Raw genomic sequence first — 19,159 nt, forward strand, 5'->3', positions numbered from 1 at the left:
CACCAGCCGACTTAGCTAAGGTCGACACCGCATCGTCGCCCTTGCCGGACTTGCATTCTCCGGCGCCGGCTTCTTCTCTTTTTCATATCGACGGATTTACGCACATGAGCGCACTGCGCACCCTCTACGACAAGATCTTCGACGACCACGTCGTCGACCGCCAGGACGACGGCACCTGCCTGCTCTATATCGACCGCCACCTGGTCCACGAAGTCACCAGCCCGCAGGCCTTCGAAGGCCTGCGCATGACCGGCCGCCAGGTCCGCCATCCGGAAAAGACGCTCGCCGTGGTCGACCACAACGTGCCGACCTCGCCCGAGCGCAAGTTCGGCATCAAGAACGAGGAAAGCCGCATCCAGGTCGAGGCGCTGGCCAGGAACGCCAAGGATTTCGGCATCGAATATTATTCCGAGAACGATATCCGCCAGGGCATCGTCCACATCATCGGGCCCGAGCAGGGCTTCACGCTGCCCGGCATGACCATCGTCTGCGGCGACAGCCACACCTCGACGCATGGCGCCTTCGGCGCGCTGGCGCACGGCATCGGCACGTCGGAGGTCGAGCATGTGCTCGCCACCCAGACGCTGATCCAGCGCAAGGCCAAGAACATGCTGGTGCGCGTCGACGGCCAGCTTCCGGAGGGCGTCACCGCCAAGGACATCATCCTGGCCATCATCGGCGAGATCGGCACTGCCGGCGGCACCGGCTACGTCATCGAATATGCCGGCGAGGCGATCCGCTCGCTGTCGATGGAAGGCCGCATGACGATCTGCAACATGTCGATCGAGGGCGGGGCGCGGGCCGGCCTGATCGCGCCCGACGAGATCACCTTCGCCTATGTCAAGGACAAGCCGCGCGCGCCGAAGGGCGCTGCCTGGGACGCCGCGCTCGCCTATTGGAAGACGCTGCATTCCGACGAGGGCGCGCATTTCGACAAAGTGGTCGTGCTCGATGCGCAGAAACTGCCGCCGATCGTCTCCTGGGGCTCCTCGCCCGAGGACGTCGTCTCGGTGCAGGGCATCGTGCCCAATCCGGCCGATATCGCCGACGAGAACAAGCGTTCCTCGAAGCTGCGCGCGCTCGACTATATGGGGCTGACGCCGGGAACCAGGATCACCGACATCGCGCTCGACCGCGTGTTCATCGGCTCCTGCACCAATGGCCGCATCGAGGACCTGCGCGCCGCCGCCAAGGTGGTCGAGGGCAAGAAAGTCAACCCGCGCGTCAACGCCATGATCGTGCCGGGCTCCGGCCTGGTCAAGGAACAGGCGGAAGCCGAGGGGCTCGACAAGATCTTCGTCGCCGCCGGCTTCGACTGGCGCGAGCCCGGCTGCTCGATGTGCCTGGCCATGAACGACGACCGGCTGAAGCCGCATGAGCGCTGCGCCTCGACCTCGAACCGCAATTTCGAAGGCCGGCAAGGTTTTAAAGGCCGCACCCATCTGGTGTCGCCGGCCATGGCGGCGGCCGCCGCGATCGCCGGCCACTTCGTCGACATCCGCGACTGGAAATAACCAGCCTCAAACGCGACAGCAGGCCCGGATCGCAGCGCGGTCCGGGCCTTTAAAGCGCGTCGCGTTGCGCTCAGCGGTCGCCGCGCCGGATGATCTGATGGAACTCCTCGCGCCGGCCGGGCTCGTCGGCGGCGACCACCAGCGCCAGTTTTTGCTCGTCGAAAATCCTGAACCATTCATCCCATTCGACCAACTCGTAGCCGCCGGCGTTGAACGGCCGCTCCGGGCGGTCGTTGTCCTCATAGGCGTTCTGGCCAAAAACCAGGCGCAGCATGGGCTGCGTTCCGGCCTCGGGCGACACGTCGACGACGGCCGGGAAGCCGGCGCGCGCCGCCGCCCAGGAACGGATCGCATCGTGATCGGTCAGAGTGATTGTACCGGCCATCGGCGTTCTCCTGTTTTGCTGAAAACGCTGGTCTGCGGCTGCCGTTCCGTGCCTTGATCCCCCGATTTTCGCCTTGCCCCACGCGATGGCTTAACTGCTTGTTTGTGCTTCCGGACTAGCATCTCTCCTAGGGTAAGTTGGGGAAAGTCACGGTCCGTTGGACACCGGTCTGCTCATAGCGCTGCTCAATCCGACGATAGCGCTGGCGCTTGGCGCTGCGTTCCTCGTGCTGTGGTTTTATCAGCGCCATCGTCCTTATCTGGCGGTGCTGGCGGCAAGCTACTGCCTGTCGGCGTTGGGCTTCCTGCTGCAATATTTCACCCTTCCGCTCGGTGTCGTGGCGACCAAGCTGATCTCCAACATAGGTTTCACCATAGCCGCCTGCTGCCTTTCCGGCGCGATAGTCGCGCGCTACGGTCGGCGCGTGCCCTATTTCGGCATCGGCATCATGACCGGCGGCGGGCTCGCCGCCTTCGCATGGTTCATGTTCGTCCAGCCGGATCTCACCTGGCGCGTGCTCGGCATGAATTTCGGCTTCGGCGGCCTGAGCCTGCTCGTCGCTGCCGAGCTCAGGCCAGTGCGCAACAATGGGCCGACCGAGAAAATCCTGTTCGTGCTGTCGCTGCTTTCCGCGCTGAACTTCACCGCCCGTACCCTGATCGTCATCATCGCGCATGGACCGTTCCCAAGCTATGACGGCTTCTACGGCTCGTCCTATTGGACGACGGCGCTGCTTTCGCATGCGCTTTTGTCGCTGCTCATCGCACTCTGCCTGTTCACGGCGGCCGCGCTCGATGTGCTGAAGGCGCTGAAGGCCGAGACCCACACCGATCCGCTGTCCGGCCTTCTCAACCGCCGCGGCTTCGAGGAACGGGCGGCACTTCTGCTCGATCAATGCGCCAAGGCGAGATTCCCCGTCGCGCTGGTGCTTGCCGACCTCGATCACTTCAAGGCGCTCAACGACCGGCACGGACATGAGGCGGGCGACCGGGTGATTGCCGATTTCGCCGCCAAGCTGCGCTTTGCCACGGGCGCACGGGGCGCTGCCGGCCGCATCGGCGGCGAGGAGTTCGCCGTGCTGTTGCCGCTCAGCGATCTCGCTGCGGCGCGCCTCTTCGCCGAAGCGATCCGCACCTTCTATTCGGCCGGGGCCGTCGACGGCCTGCCGCCCGGCACCAGGGTGACCGCAAGCTTCGGCGTCGCCGCCCGCACCGGCAGCGAGGGGCTGGCGCCGCTGATGCGGCGCGCCGACGAGGCGCTGTACAAGGCCAAGAGGAACGGCCGCGACAGCGTGCGGCTGTCCTATGAGCGGCCGGAAACGATTTTCGTGCCCGAAGCATTCAATGCAGGCTGAGACGAACGGGCTGAGCCGCTCAAACCAACTTTCAGGCCAATAGCCAACACCATTGTTTGGTCCGGAGGACCATCACAGCTTTCGAGGGTGGCCGAAGCCTCGCAACTTCAGCGGCAGGGGCTGAGGTTGGGCATCTCGCCGTCGGAAAGCCCGTACATATAGGAGCGGCCCTTGACGAAGACCGGCGGCTGGTAGCAACCCGGCGCGCCGGCATCGTCGGAGTCGTAGATGACGTCGGGCTGGCCGGCGCCGGTGTAGTCGGAAAGCTTTTTGGCGAGTCTGCCTTCGCCGACGATGATCCGCTTGTAACCGGCGGCGCTGTCGATGACGAGATTGCCGAAGGAATCGGCATAGACGCGGTCGTGGTGGCGCAAACCGGCTTCCGACGGTGTGGCAATTGCGGTGGCGAGTGCCGCCAGCGTGACGGCCGCGAAGCTTGCCCGCACTGAATTCGAACGCATGTCGTTCTCCCTTGGACGGCGCGACCCTTGGGATCGCCCTGCAAAACGTCGTTCGAATCGGAAATTAACTCTTTCTTAACCTTTGTTAAGGGGCAGATGGCGCTCATGGCCGGAACTTAATGAACATGGTTAATTTTCGGCGGCCTGGTTCGACCGATCGCGTCGCCCGGCCCAAGCCTGCTGACTCTGGGTGAGCTTGATCTTGCCGCGCCGCGTGGCTAGCGTGCCGCGCACGAAAGGGGCAGCACATGACGTTTGACCGCACGGTTCGGGTGTCGCTCGTCGTTCCGCTGCTTCTTGCAGCCGCAGGCTGTGTATCGCAGGATAGTGCGCCAAAGGCGGCATCGCCTGCGGTCTCGCCTACTCAGCAGTCCACCGCGGCGTCATCGGGACTTGCAGCGCCTACGGCATCGGCAACCAAGATCACCACCGACCTTACCGTACCGAGATCCGGTATAGGCATGGCCACCTACAGATGCGGCAGTAGCGGCATGATCTCCATCCAAAATCTCGGCACGTCGCTGCGTGTGGCCGGGCCGGATGGCTGGACCGAGGAGTTTACGGCGTCGCCCGCCAACCAGAGCAGCCGCTACCAAGCGGCGGCGACGCATGACGCAGTTGTGATCGACGGACGCGAGGCGCTGCTGATGAAGAAGGGGGCGACGCCGCTCACCTGCAGAAGGTAGCAATCTCCTGCCGCACTGCAGCGACGTTGCGCCGGATTCCGGGTCGCTCGCTAATCGATTGAAGCGGAATTTCCCCATTTTGTCAGACTAAATGACGTTTCCAAAACGATTTTCCGGCTTTGACGCGGTGCAAAAAGCGCATTAGAAACCGGCTATCCGAAGCCACATCGAGGCGGCAAAAGCCGCATCCTTCGCGGCTCTGGAACGCCGAACTGGGGGAGCCATGAGCAAATCACCAGCCACCCGCGCAGTTGCCAAACGTGAACGGCCGCTTTCGCCGCATCTGACGGTCTACCGGCCGCCGATCACGATGACGATGTCGATCATCCATCGCATCACTGGCGGCGCGCTCTATTTCGGAACGCTGCTGGTGGCGGCATGGCTGATCGCGGCTTCGACCTCGCAGGCCGCGTTTGACTGGGTGAACTGGGCCTTCGGCTCCTGGCTCGGCCGGCTGGTCCTGTTCGGCTACACCTGGGCGCTGATGCACCACATGCTGGGCGGGCTGCGCCACCTCGTCTGGGACACCGGCGCAGGGCTCGAAAAACACACCGCCTCGAAGATCGCCTGGGCGACGCTCGCCGGCTCTATCGTGCTGACGCTGCTGATCTGGATCGCCGGCTACATGGCGCGGGGAGCTTTCTGATGAGCACGAAGAACACCGACATGCGCACGCCGCTCAGCAAGGTCCGCGGCCTGGGCTCGGCCCGGGAAGGCACCGGCCATTTCTGGCGCCAGCGGCTGACTGCGATCGCCAACATCCCGCTCATCCTGTTCTTCGTCGGCTTCCTGATCGCGGTCAACGGCCACGGCTATGCCGACGTGCGGGCTTCGCTTGCCAATCCGTTCGTGGCGCTGGTGCTGTCGCTGGTGCTGATCTCCGGCCTCTATCACATGCGGCTCGGCATGCAGGTGATCATCGAGGACTATGTGCATGGCGAGGGCATGAGGCTCGCGCTGATCGCCCTCAACACATTCTTCGCAGTCGCAGTCGGCGTCACCTCGCTCTTCGCCCTGCTCAAACTCGCATTCGGAGGCTGAAGCCTTGGCCAACGCAAATTCAGCCGGCACGGCTTCCGCCTATACTTTTGTCGATCACAAATTCGACGTGATCGTCGTCGGCGCCGGCGGCGCCGGCCTGCGCGCCACGCTCGGCATGGCCGAGCAGGGGTTGCGCACGGCCTGCATCACCAAGGTGTTCCCGACCCGCTCGCACACGGTTGCCGCGCAGGGTGGCATCGCCGCCTCGCTTGCCAATATGGGCCCCGACAACTGGCAGTGGCATCTCTTCGACACCGTCAAGGGCTCGGACTGGCTGGGCGACATCGACGCGCAGGAATACATGGTCCAGCAGGCACCTGCCGCCGTCTACGAACTCGAACATTACGGCGTGCCGTTCTCGCGCACCGAAGACGGCAAGATCTATCAGCGGCCGTTCGGCGGCATGATGATGAACTTCGGCGAAGGGCCGCCGGTGCAGCGCACCTGCGCCGCGGCCGACCGCACCGGCCATGCCATGCTGCACACGCTCTACGGCCAGTCGCTGAAGCACAACGCGCAGTTCTTCATCGAGTATTTCGCGCTCGACCTGATCATGGAGCCGGACGGCACCTGCACCGGGGTTGTGGCCTGGAACCTCGACGACGGCACCATCCATCGCTTCTCGGCCAAGATGGTAGTGCTGGCGACCGGCGGCTATGGCCGCGCCTATTTCTCCGCCACTTCGGCACATACCTGCACCGGGGACGGCGGCGGCATGGCCGCACGTGCCGGCCTGCCGCTTCAGGACATGGAATTCGTGCAGTTCCACCCGACCGGCATCTACGGCGCCGGCTGCCTGATCACCGAGGGCGCGCGCGGCGAGGGCGGCTATCTCGTCAACTCCGAAGGCGAGCGCTTCATGGAGCGCTATGCGCCGTCGGCCAAGGACCTTGCCTCGCGCGACGTGGTCTCGCGCTGCATGACGCTGGAGATCCGCGAGGGCCGCGGCGTCGGGCCGAAGAAGGATCACATCTTCCTGCACCTCGACCATCTCGATCCGGCCGTGCTGCACGAGCGGCTGCCGGGTATTTCGGAATCGGCGAAAATCTTCGCCGGCGTCGACCTGACCAAGGAGCCGATCCCGGTGCTGCCGACGGTGCACTACAATATGGGCGGCGTGCCGACCAACTACTGGGGCGAGGTGCTCAACCCGACGGCGAAGGACCCGGATCGCGTATCGCCTGGCCTGATGGCCGTCGGCGAGGCCGGCTGCGCCTCGGTGCACGGCGCCAACCGGCTGGGCTCGAACTCGCTGATCGACCTCGTCGTGTTCGGCCGCGCGGCGGCGCTCAGGGCCGGCCAGGTCATCGACCGCAACGCAGCGATCCCTTCACCCAATGAAGCCTCGGTCGACAGGATCATGGACCGTTTCGACCGGCTGCGCCATGCCAACGGCTCGGCGCCGACCGCCGTGTTGCGAGAAAAGATGCAGAAGGCGATGCAGGACGACGCGGCGGTGTTCCGCACCCAGGAATCGCTGGACAATGGCTGCAAGCGCATTTCCGCGATCTGGGGCGAGCTCAAGGACGTAAAGGTGTACGACCGCTCGATGATCTGGAATTCCGACCTTGTCGAGACGCTGGAGCTGGAAAACCTGATGGCCAACGCCATCACCACCGTCCATGGCGCGGCGGCGCGCAAGGAGAGCCGCGGCGCGCATGCGCGGGAAGACTTTACCGCGCGCGACGACAAGGCCTGGCGCAAACACACGCTGGCCCGTCTCAACGAGGCCGGCAAGGTGACGCTCAGCTACCGGCCGGTGCATACCGAACTGCGGCTCAAGGAAGCGGACGGCGGTATCAACCCGGCCAAGATCGCGCCGAAGGCCAGGGTGTATTGACCATGGCGCTGGCGGCCGCAGGATATTCCGGCACACCCCTTCCGGCCAAGCTCGGCCTGAAGGACGGCATGGTTGCCGCCTTCATCGCGCTGCCGGCGGAACTCGATGAGTTGGCCGGAGCCGTGGCGTTTGCCGGGGTCGATCGGCTGCCTGAGTGGTCGGCGATTTCCGGTACACAGAAATATGATGCCGTGCATGCCTTCACCCGCCAGCGCGCCGAAATCGAGGATGGTCTTGCCGGCATCGAGACCGCCATCAAGCGCGACGGCATGATCTGGATCTCCTGGCCGAAGAAGGCATCGAAAATGGCGACAGACGTCACCGAGGACGTCATCCGCGCCGAGGCGCTGAAACGCGATCTCGTCGACGTCAAGGTCGCAGCCGTGAATGAAATCTGGTCCGGGCTGAAGCTCGTCATCCGAAAGGACCGCAGGTAATGGTCGAACTCACGCTTCCCAGGAATTCGAAGGTTCAGCAGGGCAAGACCTGGCCGAAGCCGGAAGGCGCCACCAACCTCCGCGAATACCGCATCTACCGCTGGTCGCCAGACGACGACGAAAACCCGCGCATGGACACCTATTTCGTCGACATGGACGATTGCGGGCCGATGGTGCTCGACGCGCTGCTCTGGATCAAGAACAAGATTGACCCGACACTGACGCTGCGCCGCTCCTGCCGCGAGGGCATTTGCGGTTCCTGCGCCATGAACATCGACGGCTCCAACACGCTGGCCTGCACCAAGGGCTGCGACGACATCTCAGGCGCGGTCAAGGTCTATCCGCTGCCGCATATGCCCGTCATCAAGGACCTGGTGCCGGACCTCACCAATTTCTATGCCCAGCACGCCTCGATCGAGCCGTGGCTGAAAACGGTCTCGCCGGAACCCGCCAAGGAATGGCTGCAGAGCCATGAGGAGCGCGAGAAGCTCGACGGACTTTACGAATGCATCCTGTGCGCCTGCTGTTCCACCTCTTGCCCGAGCTACTGGTGGAACGGCGAGCGCTATCTCGGCCCGGCAACGCTGCTGCAGGCCTATCGCTGGCTGATCGATAGCCGCGACGAAGCGACCGGCGAGCGGCTCGACAATCTGGAAGACCCGTTCCGGCTCTATCGCTGCCACACCATCATGAACTGCGCGCAGACCTGTCCCAAGGGGCTCAACCCCGCGAAGGCGATCGCCGAGATCAAGAAGATGATGGTCGAGCGAAGGGTTTAGACCAAGGTTGTTGCCGATGAAATTGTCATCGGTAGCGATCCTTCACACCCCCCTCTGTCCTGCCGGACATCTCCCCCGCAAGGGGGGAGATTGGCCATCATCTCTGCTTTCGCTAATCTTCAACGTTGCAAGAATGGACGAACGGCGCTGAAGATGCCGACCTCCCCCTTGCGGGGGAGATGGCCGGCAGGCCAGAGGGGGGTGCTGTCCCTCCGGACTTAGAAGGATAGCCAATCCAATGACCGACCTCCCCATCCTCTCCGCCATCGAAGCCCGTGTGCTCGGCTGTCTGATCGAGAAGAAGGAGCTGACGCCGGACGTCTATCCGCTGACGCTCAATGGCGCGCATGCCGCCGCCAACCAGAAGACGGCGCGCGAGCCGGTGATGGCGCTGGAGCTCACCGAGATCAGGCGGGCGCTGAGCCAGCTCGAGCAGAAGGGCCTGGTGCGCCAGGTCTTCGCCTCGCGCGTCGAGCGCTACGAGCATCAGATGGCGCAGCGCTTTTCGCTGACCACGCCGCGGATCGCGGTGATCGGGCTCTTGCTTCTACGTGGCGCGCAGACCGCGCATGAGCTGCTCGCGCGCTCGGAACGCATGGCGCGCTTTGGGTCGATCGAGGAGCTTCGCGACAATCTCGACCTTATGATCGGCCGCAGGCCGCCGCTTGTCCAACTGCTCGAACGAGCCCCCGGCCAGCGCGAGGAGCGCTATGTGCATCTGCTCAGCGGACCGGTGGAGGTGTCGGCAGTCGCGGCGTCGTGGCAACCGGCGGCGTCATCGGACACTGACCTCGAAGCCCGCGTGCGGGCACTCGAGGAAGAGGTGGCAGCGCTGCGCGCGAAGATCGAGGCGTTGGGCAGTTAAGGATCGCTGCTGTCCAATAGATAACGCAGCTACCCAAGCCTGGCGTCGAGCGAGACCTTGATGGCGCCGAGCGCTTTCGAGACCGGGCATTCGGCCTTGGCCTTCTCGGCCAGTTCCTTGAACTTCGCCGCGTCGATGCCCGGAACTTTGCCGACCAAGGTGATGGCGCTGCCGGTGATGCCGGTGCCGGGCACCAGCGTCACCACGGCCTTGGCGTCGAGCTCGGCGGCGGGCGTGCCGTTCTCGGCCAGGAAGTGCGACAGCTGCATGGCATAGCAGCCGGCATGCGCCGCGGCGATCAGCTCTTCCGGATTGGTGCCGGATTTGCCGCTCTCATCCTCGAAGCGAGCCTTGAAGGAATAGGGTGTGCCCTTCAACGTTCCGCTCTGTGTGTCCAGCGTGCCGTTGCCTTCCTTCAGATTGCCTTTCCAGACGGCGTTTGCGGTGCGGTCCATGAAGTCCTCCTGGCTTGTCGGGGTTGCGCCGGCGGCGCCGGCGTTCTCCTTGACTATAGCGCGGGCGCGCCGGAAGGCCATCCGTGCTCTTGATGCCGTGGCATCCAGCATCCGCGGCGTGGGCAAAATTTCTAAAAAAATATGCGTGCAAAAATGTCGACTTCCATCCAGCTCGACCGTCCTGCGAGCGGCCACAGGTTTTGTGGCGGATGGAGGTTCAAGATGGATAATTTGTTTTCGCATTGTGGAAGAGGCCGGGCCGAAAGGCTCAACGACGGGAGGATTTCTGGCTGAATCCGCCGGCGTCAGGCTTCGGCCGGTTGCTCGCGGCAATCGCCATTATCGGGGCTGCGGCATGGCTGCTCGACCATTCTGCCGCCGGCAAAGGCGAGGCTGACACCCTTGCCATAGCATCCTATGGTTCATCGCATTATGGGAGTTGGAAATGAAATATGTGCTGCTGGTCTACGGCCAGGAAAAGGACCTCTTCGCGCTTACCCCGCAGGAATCGGCCAAGCTCGACGCCGACTCGCTTGCCTATGACAGGGAGCTGGATCGGCAAGGCAAGCTGATCATCGCCCAGGCGCTGCAACCGGTGAAGATGTCGAAGTCGCTGCGGCGGCGCAAGGGCAAGCGGCTGGTCACCGACGGCCCGTTCGCCGAAACCAAGGAGCAATTGCTGGGCTTCGTCATGGTCGAGGCTGCCGATCTCGACGAGGCGCTGGCGATCGCCGACCGCATTCCGCTCGCCGAACTCGGAACCGTCGAGGTCAGGGCGATCTACAACGTGCCGGGATCGTGATCGCGTCGTATGACGGCTGCGGCAGCTTCTTCAGGTTTTCTAAACTGCCGCAACTGTCGCGTGTTGAAGCGATGCCGCTCTTCTTCTATCGTCGCCGGGATTTTCGGGGGATTTTCGGCATGCCCTTTCTGATTGCCGTACTTGGCTTGCTGGGAGCAGCGGCCATCTGGTGGTACCGGATGAAGGCCATGAACGAGGCCGCACGCGAGGTTGCCGACGTCGTCGGCCGCGTGCAAGGCAATATCCGCCGCAAGAAGCTGCGCAAGCAGGCGGCGCTCTCGCCGCTGACGGCGATCGACGATCTGGTCGTGGCCGCCGCGACGCTGATCACCGCGATCGTCGCCGAGGATGGCCCTATCCTGCCGCGGCGCGAAGCCGTCATTCGTGAAGTGATCTCGCAGATCGCGGCGAGTGCGAAGAAGACCGACGAGGCGGTCGTCTACGCCAAGTGGGCCGCCGCGCAGATCGACGACACGACGATCGTCATCGACAAGCTGGCGCCGTTCCTGCGCGAGCGCCTCGACCCTAGCGAAAGAGACGATCTGCTCAGGATGCTGAACCGCGTGGCGCAGGGCGGCGAGCAGAGTCTGCGGATCGCCGACCAGCGGATGCTGAGGTTGCGGCAGAAGCTGGGTTTTGAGGTGAACTAAACGCTTGGCATCATTGGCAGATCGCATGCCTTCATGAATAACCGAAACGCATCTCGCGTCGTCATCCTATGGCGGAGCAAGGAGCGAAGCGACGCGGCGCAGACCATAGGATCCATGCCGTGACCTCAGAGCGCTACGACGGTGCAGATTCTGCTCCGCTGCATTCCTCGGCTAAGGTCACGGCATGGATCCTTGGGTCTTCGCTCCGCTTCGCGTCGCTACGCCCAAGGATGACGAGGTTGGGAGGCTTCCGCCAATTGTGAGGCAGTCAGATCGCCTCGCCCTTCAATAACCTCGGCGTGTCGCCGGACAGGCCCGAGGCCTGGCGAATGAAGAAATCCTTGAGCTTCGGCATGCGCTCGACAAGACCGAGGCCGATGTCGCGCGCGGCGCGCAGCGGGCCGATGTCGTTGGAGAACAGCCGGTTCAGCACATCGGTGGTGATGCCCATCTGCAGCGTGTCGAAGCGCCGCCATTGCTGGTAGCGCTCAAGCACGTCGAGCGCGCCGATGTCCTGGCCGAGCCGGTCGGCCTCGACCACCACTTCGGCAAGCGCGGCGACATCCTTGAAGCCGAGATTGAGGCCCTGGCCGGCGATCGGGTGGATGCCGTGCGCGGCGTCGCCGGCGAGCGCGATGCGCGGCGCAACGAAGGCGCGGGCAAGGGTAAGGCCGAGCGGCCAGGCGCGCGGCTTGTCGGCGACGCGGATTTCGCCGAGCTTGAGCCCGAAGCGCTGCTCCAGCTCGTGCTCGAAGGCGAACTCGTCGCCCTCGACCAGCGTTTTGGCATCTTGCGCGCGCTCGACCCAGACGATCGAGGAGCGATTTGTGCCGTCCTTGTCGGGCTTCAGCGGCAAGGTGGCGAACGGGCCGGCCGGCAGAAAATGCTCTTCGGCGCGGCCGTTATGAGGACGTTCGTGGGCGACCGTGCAGACGATGCCGGACTGACCGTATTCCCATTTCACCGTCTTGATGCCGGCCATGTCGCGCAGCTTCGAATTGACGCCGTCGGCGGCGATCAGCAGCCGCGCCTTCAGCGCCGCGCCGTCGGCCAGATGCACGGTGATGCCGGCGCCGTTCGTGTCGAAAGCGCTGACGGCCATGCCTTCGATGATGTCGATGCCGAGCTTTTCGGCGCGCCGGCGCAGCGCCCCGTTCAGAACCCGGTTGGCGACCATATGCGCGAACGGCTCGCCGGGCGCCACCTCGCCGTCGAAGGTGAGGAACACCGGACGCACCGGATCGGCGGCGCGCGAATCGGTGATGATCATCTCGGTGATCGCCTGCGCCTCCGGCGCGATCTCGTCCCAGACGCCGAGCTGCTCCAGCATGCGGCTGGCCGCGGCGGCGATCGCCGAGGCGCGGCCGTCCTTCTGCCAGACGCCGGCGGGTGCCGCGTCGACAATGGCGACGGCAAGGCTCGGGCGCGCCTGCTTCAGCGAGACCGCTGCGGTCAGGCCGACATAGCCGGCGCCAGCCACCAGCACATCCAACGAGGCCGCGCCTGCTTCATTCGCCTTGCGGTCGACCATGGCACTCTCCTTTCGCGGCTTCCGGCCTGGGCTGCTGCCGTAGCGGCTTGACTGCCCGCCTGTCCTGTCCGAAACCCGCCATGGCACATCTTTTCAAGGACGTGGAATATGACAGCGGCCATGGACGAGCTTCTCGGCATTCTCGACCTCGAGCAGCTCGAACACAATCTGTATCGTGGTCGCAGCCCCAAGCTCGACTGGCAGCGCGTCTTCGGCGGCCAGACGATCGCCCAGGCGCTGGTCGCGGCGCAGCGCACGGTGGAGCCGGAGCGTCATGTGCATTCGCTGCACGGCTATTTCATGCGGCCCGGCGACACCAAGGTGCCGATCGTCTACGAGGTCGACCGCATCCGCGACGGCGGCTCCTTCACCACGCGCCGGGTGGTGGCGATCCAGCACGGGCAGGCGATCTTCTCGCTGGAGGCGTCCTTCCAGCAGGACGAGGTGGGGCTGGAGCATCAGCTGCCGATGCCGAGCGACGTGCCGGCGCCCGACACGCTTTTGTCGCAGCGCGAGCTGATCGGCAAGTTCGGCGAGGCGGTGCCGGAAGGCATCAGGCGCTACTGGGAGCGCGACCGGCCGATCGAGATGAAGCCGGTGATGCTGAAGCACTACACCAGCCGCGAGAAGTTAGAGCCGGAGCAGAACATCTGGATCCGTACCACCGGCCCGGTGCCGGAGGACCGCGCCACTCAAGCCGCCGTGCTTGCCTATCTCTCCGACATGACGTTGCTCGACACCTCGACCTTCGCGCACGGCCGCGCCATTTTCGACCGCGACATCCACGCGGCCAGCCTCGACCACGCGATGTGGTTCCACCGCAGCCATTCGCTGGACGACTGGATCCTCTACACGCAGGACAGTCCCTCCACGCAAGGCTCGCGCGGTTTCACGCGCGGATCGCTGTTCGCGCGCGACGGAACGCTGATCGCTTCGGTCGCCCAGGAAGGCCTCATCCGGCTGAAACGCTAAGCCGGCGTCGAGTTAACGCCCAGAAAGCAGGCATTTTCCAGATTTTGCCTATTTATTAATCAGGCCCTGTGGCGCCTGCGCGCACGATTGTTGTGCACGGACTGTTCATCCCTTTTGTTTACAACAGGTTAACACCCTGCCTCGGCAATTGGCACGAAGCTTGAATCCTGTCGGGCACTCTCCGGCTCTCCTCGGGATCGGTGAAGGTGTGCAAACGCGGGGGACCGCAACAGCAAAGGGTGAAACCTTATGAAAATCGTGATGGCAATCATCAAGCCGTTCAAGCTCGACGAGGTGCGCGAAGCGCTCACCGCCGTCGGCATCCAGGGCCTGACCGTCACCGAAGTCAAAGGCTACGGGCGTCAAAAGGGACATACGGAAATCTATCGCGGCGCGGAATACGCGGTGAGCTTCCTGCCCAAGATCAAGATCGAAGTCGCCGTCGGCGCCGACATGGTCGACAAGGCCGTCGAAGCCATCACGTCGGCCGCCAAGACCGGCCAGATCGGCGACGGCAAGATCTTCGTCTTCGGCATCGACCAGGCGGTACGCATCCGCACCGGCGAAACAGACACCGACGCGCTGTAAGGCGGCGACCAGCTATTCCAACGGAGAGTTCAATGAATATTCCTTCCACCTTGAAGACGACGGGACGCGCGGCCGCTTCGCTCGCTCTCGTAGCGCTCAGCACCGCCGCCGCCTTCGCGCAGGAGGCCGCGGCTCCGGCCGCGGCGCCGGCGCCCGCGCTCGACACCGGCAACACCGCCTGGATGCTGACCTCGACGGCGCTGGTGCTGATGATGACCATTCCGGGCCTGGCGCTATTCTACGGCGGCATGGTGCGCAAGAAGAACGTGCTCGCCACCATCATGCAGAGCTTCGCCATCACCTGCCTGGTGACGGTGCTGTGGTTCATGTTCGGCTATTCGCTCGCCTTCTCCGACGGCGGCGGCCTCAACAAGTTCGTCGGCGGCTTCTCGAAATTCTTCCACCACGGCATCACCACCGCGACGCTGTGGGCGCCGGGCGTGGCGAACATCCCCGAATTCGTCTTCTCGATGTTCCAGATGACGTTCGCCATCATCACCCCGGCGCTGATCGCCGGCGCCTTCGCCGAGCGCATGAAGTTCTCGGCACTGCTGATCTTCATGGGCCTGTGGCTGGTCTTCGTCTACGCGCCGATCGCCCATTGGGTGTGGGGCGGCGGCTTCCTTGGCGCTGCCGGCGTGCTCGACTTCGCTGGCGGCACGGTCGTCCACATCAATGCCGGCGTCGCCGGCCTCGTCTGCGCGCTCGTTCTCGGCAAGCGCGAGGGCTACGGCACCACCAACATGGCGCCGCATAACCTCGTCTATTCGGTGATCGGCGCCTCGCTGCTGTGGGTCGGCTGGTTCGGCTTCAACGCCGGTTCGGAGCTTGCAGCCGACGGCCTCGCCGGCGCCGCGATGATGAACACGCAAGTCGCCACCGCCGCCGCGGCGCTGGCCTGGATGTTCGCCGAATGGATCGTCGCCAAGAAGCCCTCGGTGCTCGGCATCATCTCGGGCGCCGTCGCCGGCCTGGTCGCGGTGACGCCGGCTTCCGGCTTCGTCAATCCGACCGGCGCCTTCATCATCGGCCTCATCGCCGGCGTCGTCTGCTACCTGTCGGCGGTCAAGCTCAAGCATGCGTTCGGCTATGACGACTCCCTCGATGCCTTCGGCGTTCACGGCGTTGGCGGTGTGGTCGGCGCGCTGCTCACCGGCGCGCTCGCCGATCCGGCGATCAACGCGCTCGGCAAGGACGCCTCGGTCGGCACGCAGGTCTACGGCATCGTCTTCACCATCCTGTGGACGGCGATCGCCACCTTCGTGATCCTCTTCATCGTCAAGGCGCTGGTCGGCCTGCGTCCGAGCAGCCAGGAAGAGGTCGAAGGCCTCGACGTCACCCAGCACGGCGAAGTGGTGCCGTAAGGCCGGGCCTTGCCAAAGGGGCCGGCGGATCCTCCTCCCGCCGGCCCGGATATCACCAAAGCCGCTGAGCGGTTCACTCCCAAGATCCCGTCGTGACGCTCTCAAAAGGGGCTCACGCCTTGAGGCCCGGAAAATTTTCCGGGCCTCTTTTTTTGGAAATCGGGTGCAAACGGGAGGCCATTTCCGACGCGATCACGTTCGCGTGATGCGCAAACGGGAAGAAACATAGGGCTTTCGGGTTCCGTACCGGGACTGCGACCGCCATCCTGGCGCTCGCCAAATATCAGGGAAGGAACCAACTAATGAACTTCAAGAATATCTTCCTGGGAGCAATGGCTCTGTCGATGGTCAGCGGCGTTGCACTTGCTGGCGCTCTCGACGAGCCTGACAATATGGCCCCGTTCTTCACCGATTCCAGCATGAAGACGATGAAGCCCGAGGCCGATTTCAAGGCGGCCTGGGCTGCGACCGCGAAGGACAAGCAGGACATGATGATGAAGGAGTGCCAGGACGCGGCGATGAGCAAGCCCCACGCCGAATTCTGCGCCAGCCTGATGCAGTATGCCGGTCACAAATAATTTGCGGAAGGTCGGGTCCGGACGGGCCTGATCGTTTTCGTCGTTGCCAATCAGGGATGGCGGGCTTCGCGGCCCGCCATTTCCTTTCTGCGAGGCACCTGGTGAAAGGCCATGGTTAATGCGGCCTTAACCTTCCCACCGATAGTCTGGCGTTCGAATCTGCCGGAGTGCGTCATGCGCCCGGCCAGGCAACGACTTACGGGGAAGAAGCATGCGTTCAGGCGCTTCAGCACCGCTCGCGCTGACCGATACGGGGCACGGCATCCAGGCGTTCGCGCGCCGGCAGGTCGGACGGCTGGCCGGCGCCGGCCTTTTCGTGTTCACCGCGTTCGGCGTCGCCAGCCTGGCCACCTGGAACGTCGCCGACCCGAGCTTCTCGCACGCCACCAACAACATCGTCACCAACGCCATGGGCTATGCAGGCGCGGTGTTTTCCGACCTCGCCATGCAGTTCTTCGGCCTTGCCGCGGTCGCCGGCCTGGTGCCGGCGGTGATCTGGGGTTTTCTCCTCTTCTCCGCGCGGGGCGTCGACAGGCTGCCGAAGCGCGGGCTTGCCTGGTTCGGCTTCGCGCTGCTTGCCGCGGCGATCGCCGGCTGCGTCACGCCGCCCAACACCTGGCCGCTGCCGACCGGCCTGGGCGGTGTCTTCGGCGACATGGTGCTGAAGATCCCGGGCATCGCCGTCGGCGGCTATCCGAAGGGTCTTTTCGCCAGCATCATCACCGTTGTGCTTGCAGCACCCGCCCTGTGGCTGTTCGCCTATGGCTCGGCGCTGATCTCGCGCAAGAACGGCTTTGCCGTCATGGATCGCGCCGCCGGGCCTGATCCGCGCGAGCAGGACGAATTGCTGTTCGACGAGGATGAGGACGAGGGCGACGAAGGCATTCTTGCGCTCGGCGCCATCACCCATTGGTGGCTGTCGTTCCGTGCCTGGATGCACCGCCGCGCCGCGCGCCGCAGGCAGGAGCGCGACGAGTTCGAGCCTCAGATGGAGCCGCGCGCCAGCGCCTGGCGACGCGCCGCCGAACGGGTCGAATCGGCCGAGTATGCCGAGGCCAGGATGAGCCCTGGCGGGCGGGCCCGCGTCGAGCCGGAATTCTTTGCCGCCATGGTCAACGACCGCAGCGCTTCGGTCGATCCCGTCGATGACGACGTCTTCGACGACGAAGAGGCCGATTTCGACGACGAGGAGCCTGTCCAGCGCCGCGCCAATGTGCGCAACTTCCGATCCGACGCGGCGACCCGTGTGGCAGCCCCGGCGCCGCGCCCGGTGCAGGGCGCGCGCGTCCAGCGCGAGGCGCAGACCTCGCTGATCGGCTCCGGCACGTTCGAGATGCCGTCGCTGCATTTCCTGTCCGAGCCGAAGAACGTGGCGAAGGACCCGAGCCTGTCGAAGGATGCGCTGGAGCAGAACGCAAGGCTGCTCGAAGGCGTGCTCGAGGACTTCGGCGTCAAGGGCGAGATCATCCATGTCCGCCCGGGTCCGGTCGTCACGCTCTATGAGCTCGAACCCGCGCCCGGTATAAAGTCCTCACGCGTCATCGGCCTCTCCGACGACATCGCCCGCTCGATGAGCGCGATCGCCTGCCGTGTCGCCGTCGTGCCCGGCCGCAACGCCATCGGCATCGAGCTGCCCAATGCCAAGCGCGAGACGGTCTATCTCAGGGAGATCATGGCCAGCCGCGACTTCGAGACGACCAAGGCCAAGCTGGCGCTGGCGCTCGGCAAAACAATCAACGGCGAGGCGGTAATCGTCGACATCGCCAAGATGCCGCACGTGCTGGTGGCCGGCACCACCGGCTCGGGCAAGTCGGTCGCCATCAACACCATGATCCTGTCGCTGCTTTACCGGCTGACGCCGCAGGAATGCCGGCTGATCATGATCGACCCGAAGATGCTCGAGCTCTCGGTCTATGACGGCATCCCACATCTGCTCACGCCCGTCGTCACCGATCCGAAGAAGGCGGTGGTGGCGCTGAAATGGACCGTGCGCGAGATGGAGGACCGCTACCGCAAGATGTCCAAGGTCGGCGTGCGCAACATCGACGGTTTCAACGCGCGCGTCAGCCAAGCCGAGAAGAAGGGCGAAAAAATCTCGCGCACCGTGCAGACCGGCTTCGACCGCCAGACCGGCGAGGCGATCTACGAGACGGAGGATCTCGACCTCGAGCCGATGCCCTATATCGTCGTCATCATCGACGAGATGGCCGACCTGATGATGGTGGCCGGCAAGGACATCGAAGGCGCGGTGCAGCGCCTGGCGCAGATGGCGCGCGCCGCCGGCATCCATGTCATCATGGCGACGCAGCGCCCATCGGTCGATGTCATCACCGGCACGATCAAGGCCAACTTCCCCACCCGCATCTCCTTCCAGGTGACGTCGAAGATCGACAGCCGCACCATTTTGGGCGAGCAGGGTGCCGAGCAGCTACTCGGCATGGGCGACATGCTCTACATGGCCGGCGGCGGCCGCATCCAGCGCGTCCACGGCCCCTTCGTCTCGGACGACGAGGTCGAGCGGATCGTCGGGCATCTCAAGCTGCAGGGCGTGCCCGAATATCTCGACGCCATCACCGAGGACGACGAGGACGACGATGAGGAAGGCGGCTCCTCGGGCAGGAGCTCCGGCGGTGGTGGCGGCAATTTCGAGGATTCCGACGACCCCTACGACCAGGCGGTGGCGGTGGTGCTGCGCGACGGCAAGGCCTCGACCAGCTACATCCAGCGCCGGCTCGGCATCGGCTACAACCGCGCCGCCTCGATCATCGAGAAGATGGAGAAGGAAGGCATCGTCGGCCCGGCCAACCACGCCGGCAAGCGCGAGATCCTCGTTCCCACCGAGGAGGACAAGTTCTAG

General features: G+C 64.5%; 20 protein-coding genes. 16 read left to right on the top strand and 4 right to left on the bottom strand.

Features of this window, described 5'->3' with window-relative positions:
* Positions 1-104: 104 nt before the first annotated feature.
* Positions 105-1,514, top strand: coding sequence for a 3-isopropylmalate dehydratase large subunit (leuC, locus tag EH240_RS11710; protein ID WP_124998314.1), 1,410 nt, complete (start codon positions 105-107; stop codon positions 1,512-1,514).
* 70 nt (positions 1,515-1,584) lie between these two features.
* Here the strand turns inward: leuC and EH240_RS11715 are convergent, their stop codons facing one another.
* Positions 1,585-1,899 carry a hypothetical protein gene (locus tag EH240_RS11715; protein WP_124998316.1) on the bottom strand — a complete coding sequence of 105 codons (315 nt, stop codon included), beginning with the start codon at positions 1,897-1,899 and terminating at the stop codon, positions 1,585-1,587.
* Positions 1,900-2,056: 157 nt separating this feature from the next.
* On the opposite strand from EH240_RS11715, the gene EH240_RS11720 reads away from it, so the two are divergent.
* Positions 2,057-3,253, top strand: a complete 1,197-nt coding sequence (locus tag EH240_RS11720) for a GGDEF domain-containing protein (RefSeq protein WP_124998318.1) — start codon at positions 2,057-2,059, stop codon at positions 3,251-3,253.
* A 107-nt stretch (positions 3,254-3,360) separates the two neighbouring features.
* On the opposite strand, the gene EH240_RS11725 is transcribed toward EH240_RS11720, so the two are convergent.
* Positions 3,361-3,714, bottom strand: coding sequence for a hypothetical protein (locus tag EH240_RS11725; RefSeq protein ID WP_124998320.1), 354 nt, complete (start codon positions 3,712-3,714; stop codon positions 3,361-3,363).
* A gap of 491 nt (positions 3,715-4,205) precedes the next feature.
* On the opposite strand from EH240_RS11725, the gene EH240_RS39835 reads away from it, so the two are divergent.
* From EH240_RS39835 to EH240_RS11760, 7 genes are all read left to right on the top strand, one after another.
* Positions 4,206-4,400, top strand: coding sequence for a hypothetical protein (locus tag EH240_RS39835; protein ID WP_342634078.1), 195 nt, complete (start codon positions 4,206-4,208; stop codon positions 4,398-4,400).
* A gap of 223 nt (positions 4,401-4,623) precedes the next feature.
* The gene (sdhC, locus tag EH240_RS11735; RefSeq protein WP_124998324.1) at positions 4,624-5,046 is read left to right on the top strand and encodes a succinate dehydrogenase, cytochrome b556 subunit; all 423 of its coding nucleotides are present in this window, start codon (positions 4,624-4,626) and stop codon (positions 5,044-5,046) included.
* Entirely contained in the window at positions 5,046-5,441 is a 396-nt protein-coding gene (sdhD, locus tag EH240_RS11740; RefSeq protein WP_124998326.1) for a succinate dehydrogenase, hydrophobic membrane anchor protein, read from the top strand. The genes sdhC and sdhD overlap by 1 nt, the downstream gene beginning before the upstream one ends.
* A 4-nt stretch (positions 5,442-5,445) precedes the next feature.
* Positions 5,446-7,281, top strand: a complete 1,836-nt coding sequence (gene sdhA / locus EH240_RS11745; protein WP_124998328.1) for a succinate dehydrogenase flavoprotein subunit — start codon at positions 5,446-5,448, stop codon at positions 7,279-7,281.
* A gap of 2 nt (positions 7,282-7,283) precedes the next feature.
* Positions 7,284-7,718 (top strand): DUF3052 family protein, encoded by a 435-nt coding sequence (locus EH240_RS11750; RefSeq protein ID WP_124998330.1) that lies wholly within the window; start codon positions 7,284-7,286, stop codon positions 7,716-7,718.
* Positions 7,718-8,497, top strand: a complete 780-nt coding sequence (locus EH240_RS11755; RefSeq protein WP_124998332.1) for a succinate dehydrogenase iron-sulfur subunit — start codon at positions 7,718-7,720, stop codon at positions 8,495-8,497. The genes EH240_RS11750 and EH240_RS11755 overlap by 1 nt, the downstream gene beginning before the upstream one ends.
* A 238-nt stretch (positions 8,498-8,735) precedes the next feature.
* On the top strand, positions 8,736-9,362 hold the full coding sequence (locus EH240_RS11760; RefSeq protein ID WP_124998334.1) for a YceH family protein: 627 nt from the start codon (positions 8,736-8,738) through the stop codon (positions 9,360-9,362).
* A gap of 29 nt (positions 9,363-9,391) precedes the next feature.
* On the opposite strand, the gene EH240_RS11765 is transcribed toward EH240_RS11760, so the two are convergent.
* Entirely contained in the window at positions 9,392-9,817 is a 426-nt protein-coding gene (locus tag EH240_RS11765; protein WP_124998336.1) for an OsmC family protein, read from the bottom strand.
* 445 nt (positions 9,818-10,262) lie between these two features.
* Here EH240_RS11765 and EH240_RS11775 point away from each other — a divergent pair, with 445 nt between their 5' ends.
* Both EH240_RS11775 and EH240_RS11780 read left to right on the top strand, forming a co-directional pair.
* On the top strand, positions 10,263-10,619 hold the full coding sequence (locus EH240_RS11775) for a YciI family protein (RefSeq protein WP_124998340.1): 357 nt from the start codon (positions 10,263-10,265) through the stop codon (positions 10,617-10,619).
* 119 nt (positions 10,620-10,738) lie between these two features.
* Positions 10,739-11,269, top strand: a complete 531-nt coding sequence (locus EH240_RS11780; RefSeq protein ID WP_124998342.1) for a hypothetical protein — start codon at positions 10,739-10,741, stop codon at positions 11,267-11,269.
* A gap of 268 nt (positions 11,270-11,537) precedes the next feature.
* On the opposite strand, the gene EH240_RS11785 is transcribed toward EH240_RS11780, so the two are convergent.
* Positions 11,538-12,800, bottom strand: a complete 1,263-nt coding sequence (locus EH240_RS11785) for a ubiquinone biosynthesis hydroxylase (protein WP_124998344.1) — start codon at positions 12,798-12,800, stop codon at positions 11,538-11,540.
* Positions 12,801-12,908: 108 nt separating this feature from the next.
* On the opposite strand from EH240_RS11785, the gene tesB reads away from it, so the two are divergent.
* The 5 genes from tesB (at position 12,909) to EH240_RS11810 (ending at position 19,159) form a co-directional block, all read left to right on the top strand.
* Positions 12,909-13,772, top strand: a complete 864-nt coding sequence (gene tesB, locus EH240_RS11790) for an acyl-CoA thioesterase II (RefSeq protein ID WP_124998346.1) — start codon at positions 12,909-12,911, stop codon at positions 13,770-13,772.
* Between the two features lie 249 nt (positions 13,773-14,021).
* Complete coding sequence (locus EH240_RS11795) at positions 14,022-14,360, top strand: P-II family nitrogen regulator (protein ID WP_027169082.1); 339 nt, start codon at positions 14,022-14,024, stop codon at positions 14,358-14,360.
* Positions 14,361-14,410: 50 nt separating this feature from the next.
* Entirely contained in the window at positions 14,411-15,724 is a 1,314-nt protein-coding gene (locus EH240_RS11800; protein WP_425374789.1) for an ammonium transporter, read from the top strand.
* Positions 15,725-16,026: 302 nt separating this feature from the next.
* Positions 16,027-16,302, top strand: a complete 276-nt coding sequence (locus tag EH240_RS11805) for a hypothetical protein (RefSeq protein ID WP_124998350.1) — start codon at positions 16,027-16,029, stop codon at positions 16,300-16,302.
* Positions 16,303-16,513: 211 nt separating this feature from the next.
* Positions 16,514-19,159 (top strand): DNA translocase FtsK, encoded by a 2,646-nt coding sequence (locus EH240_RS11810; protein ID WP_124998352.1) that lies wholly within the window; start codon positions 16,514-16,516, stop codon positions 19,157-19,159.

The organism is Mesorhizobium tamadayense (genome assembly GCF_003863365.1).
Lineage (GTDB): Bacteria > Pseudomonadota > Alphaproteobacteria > Rhizobiales > Rhizobiaceae > Mesorhizobium > Mesorhizobium tamadayense.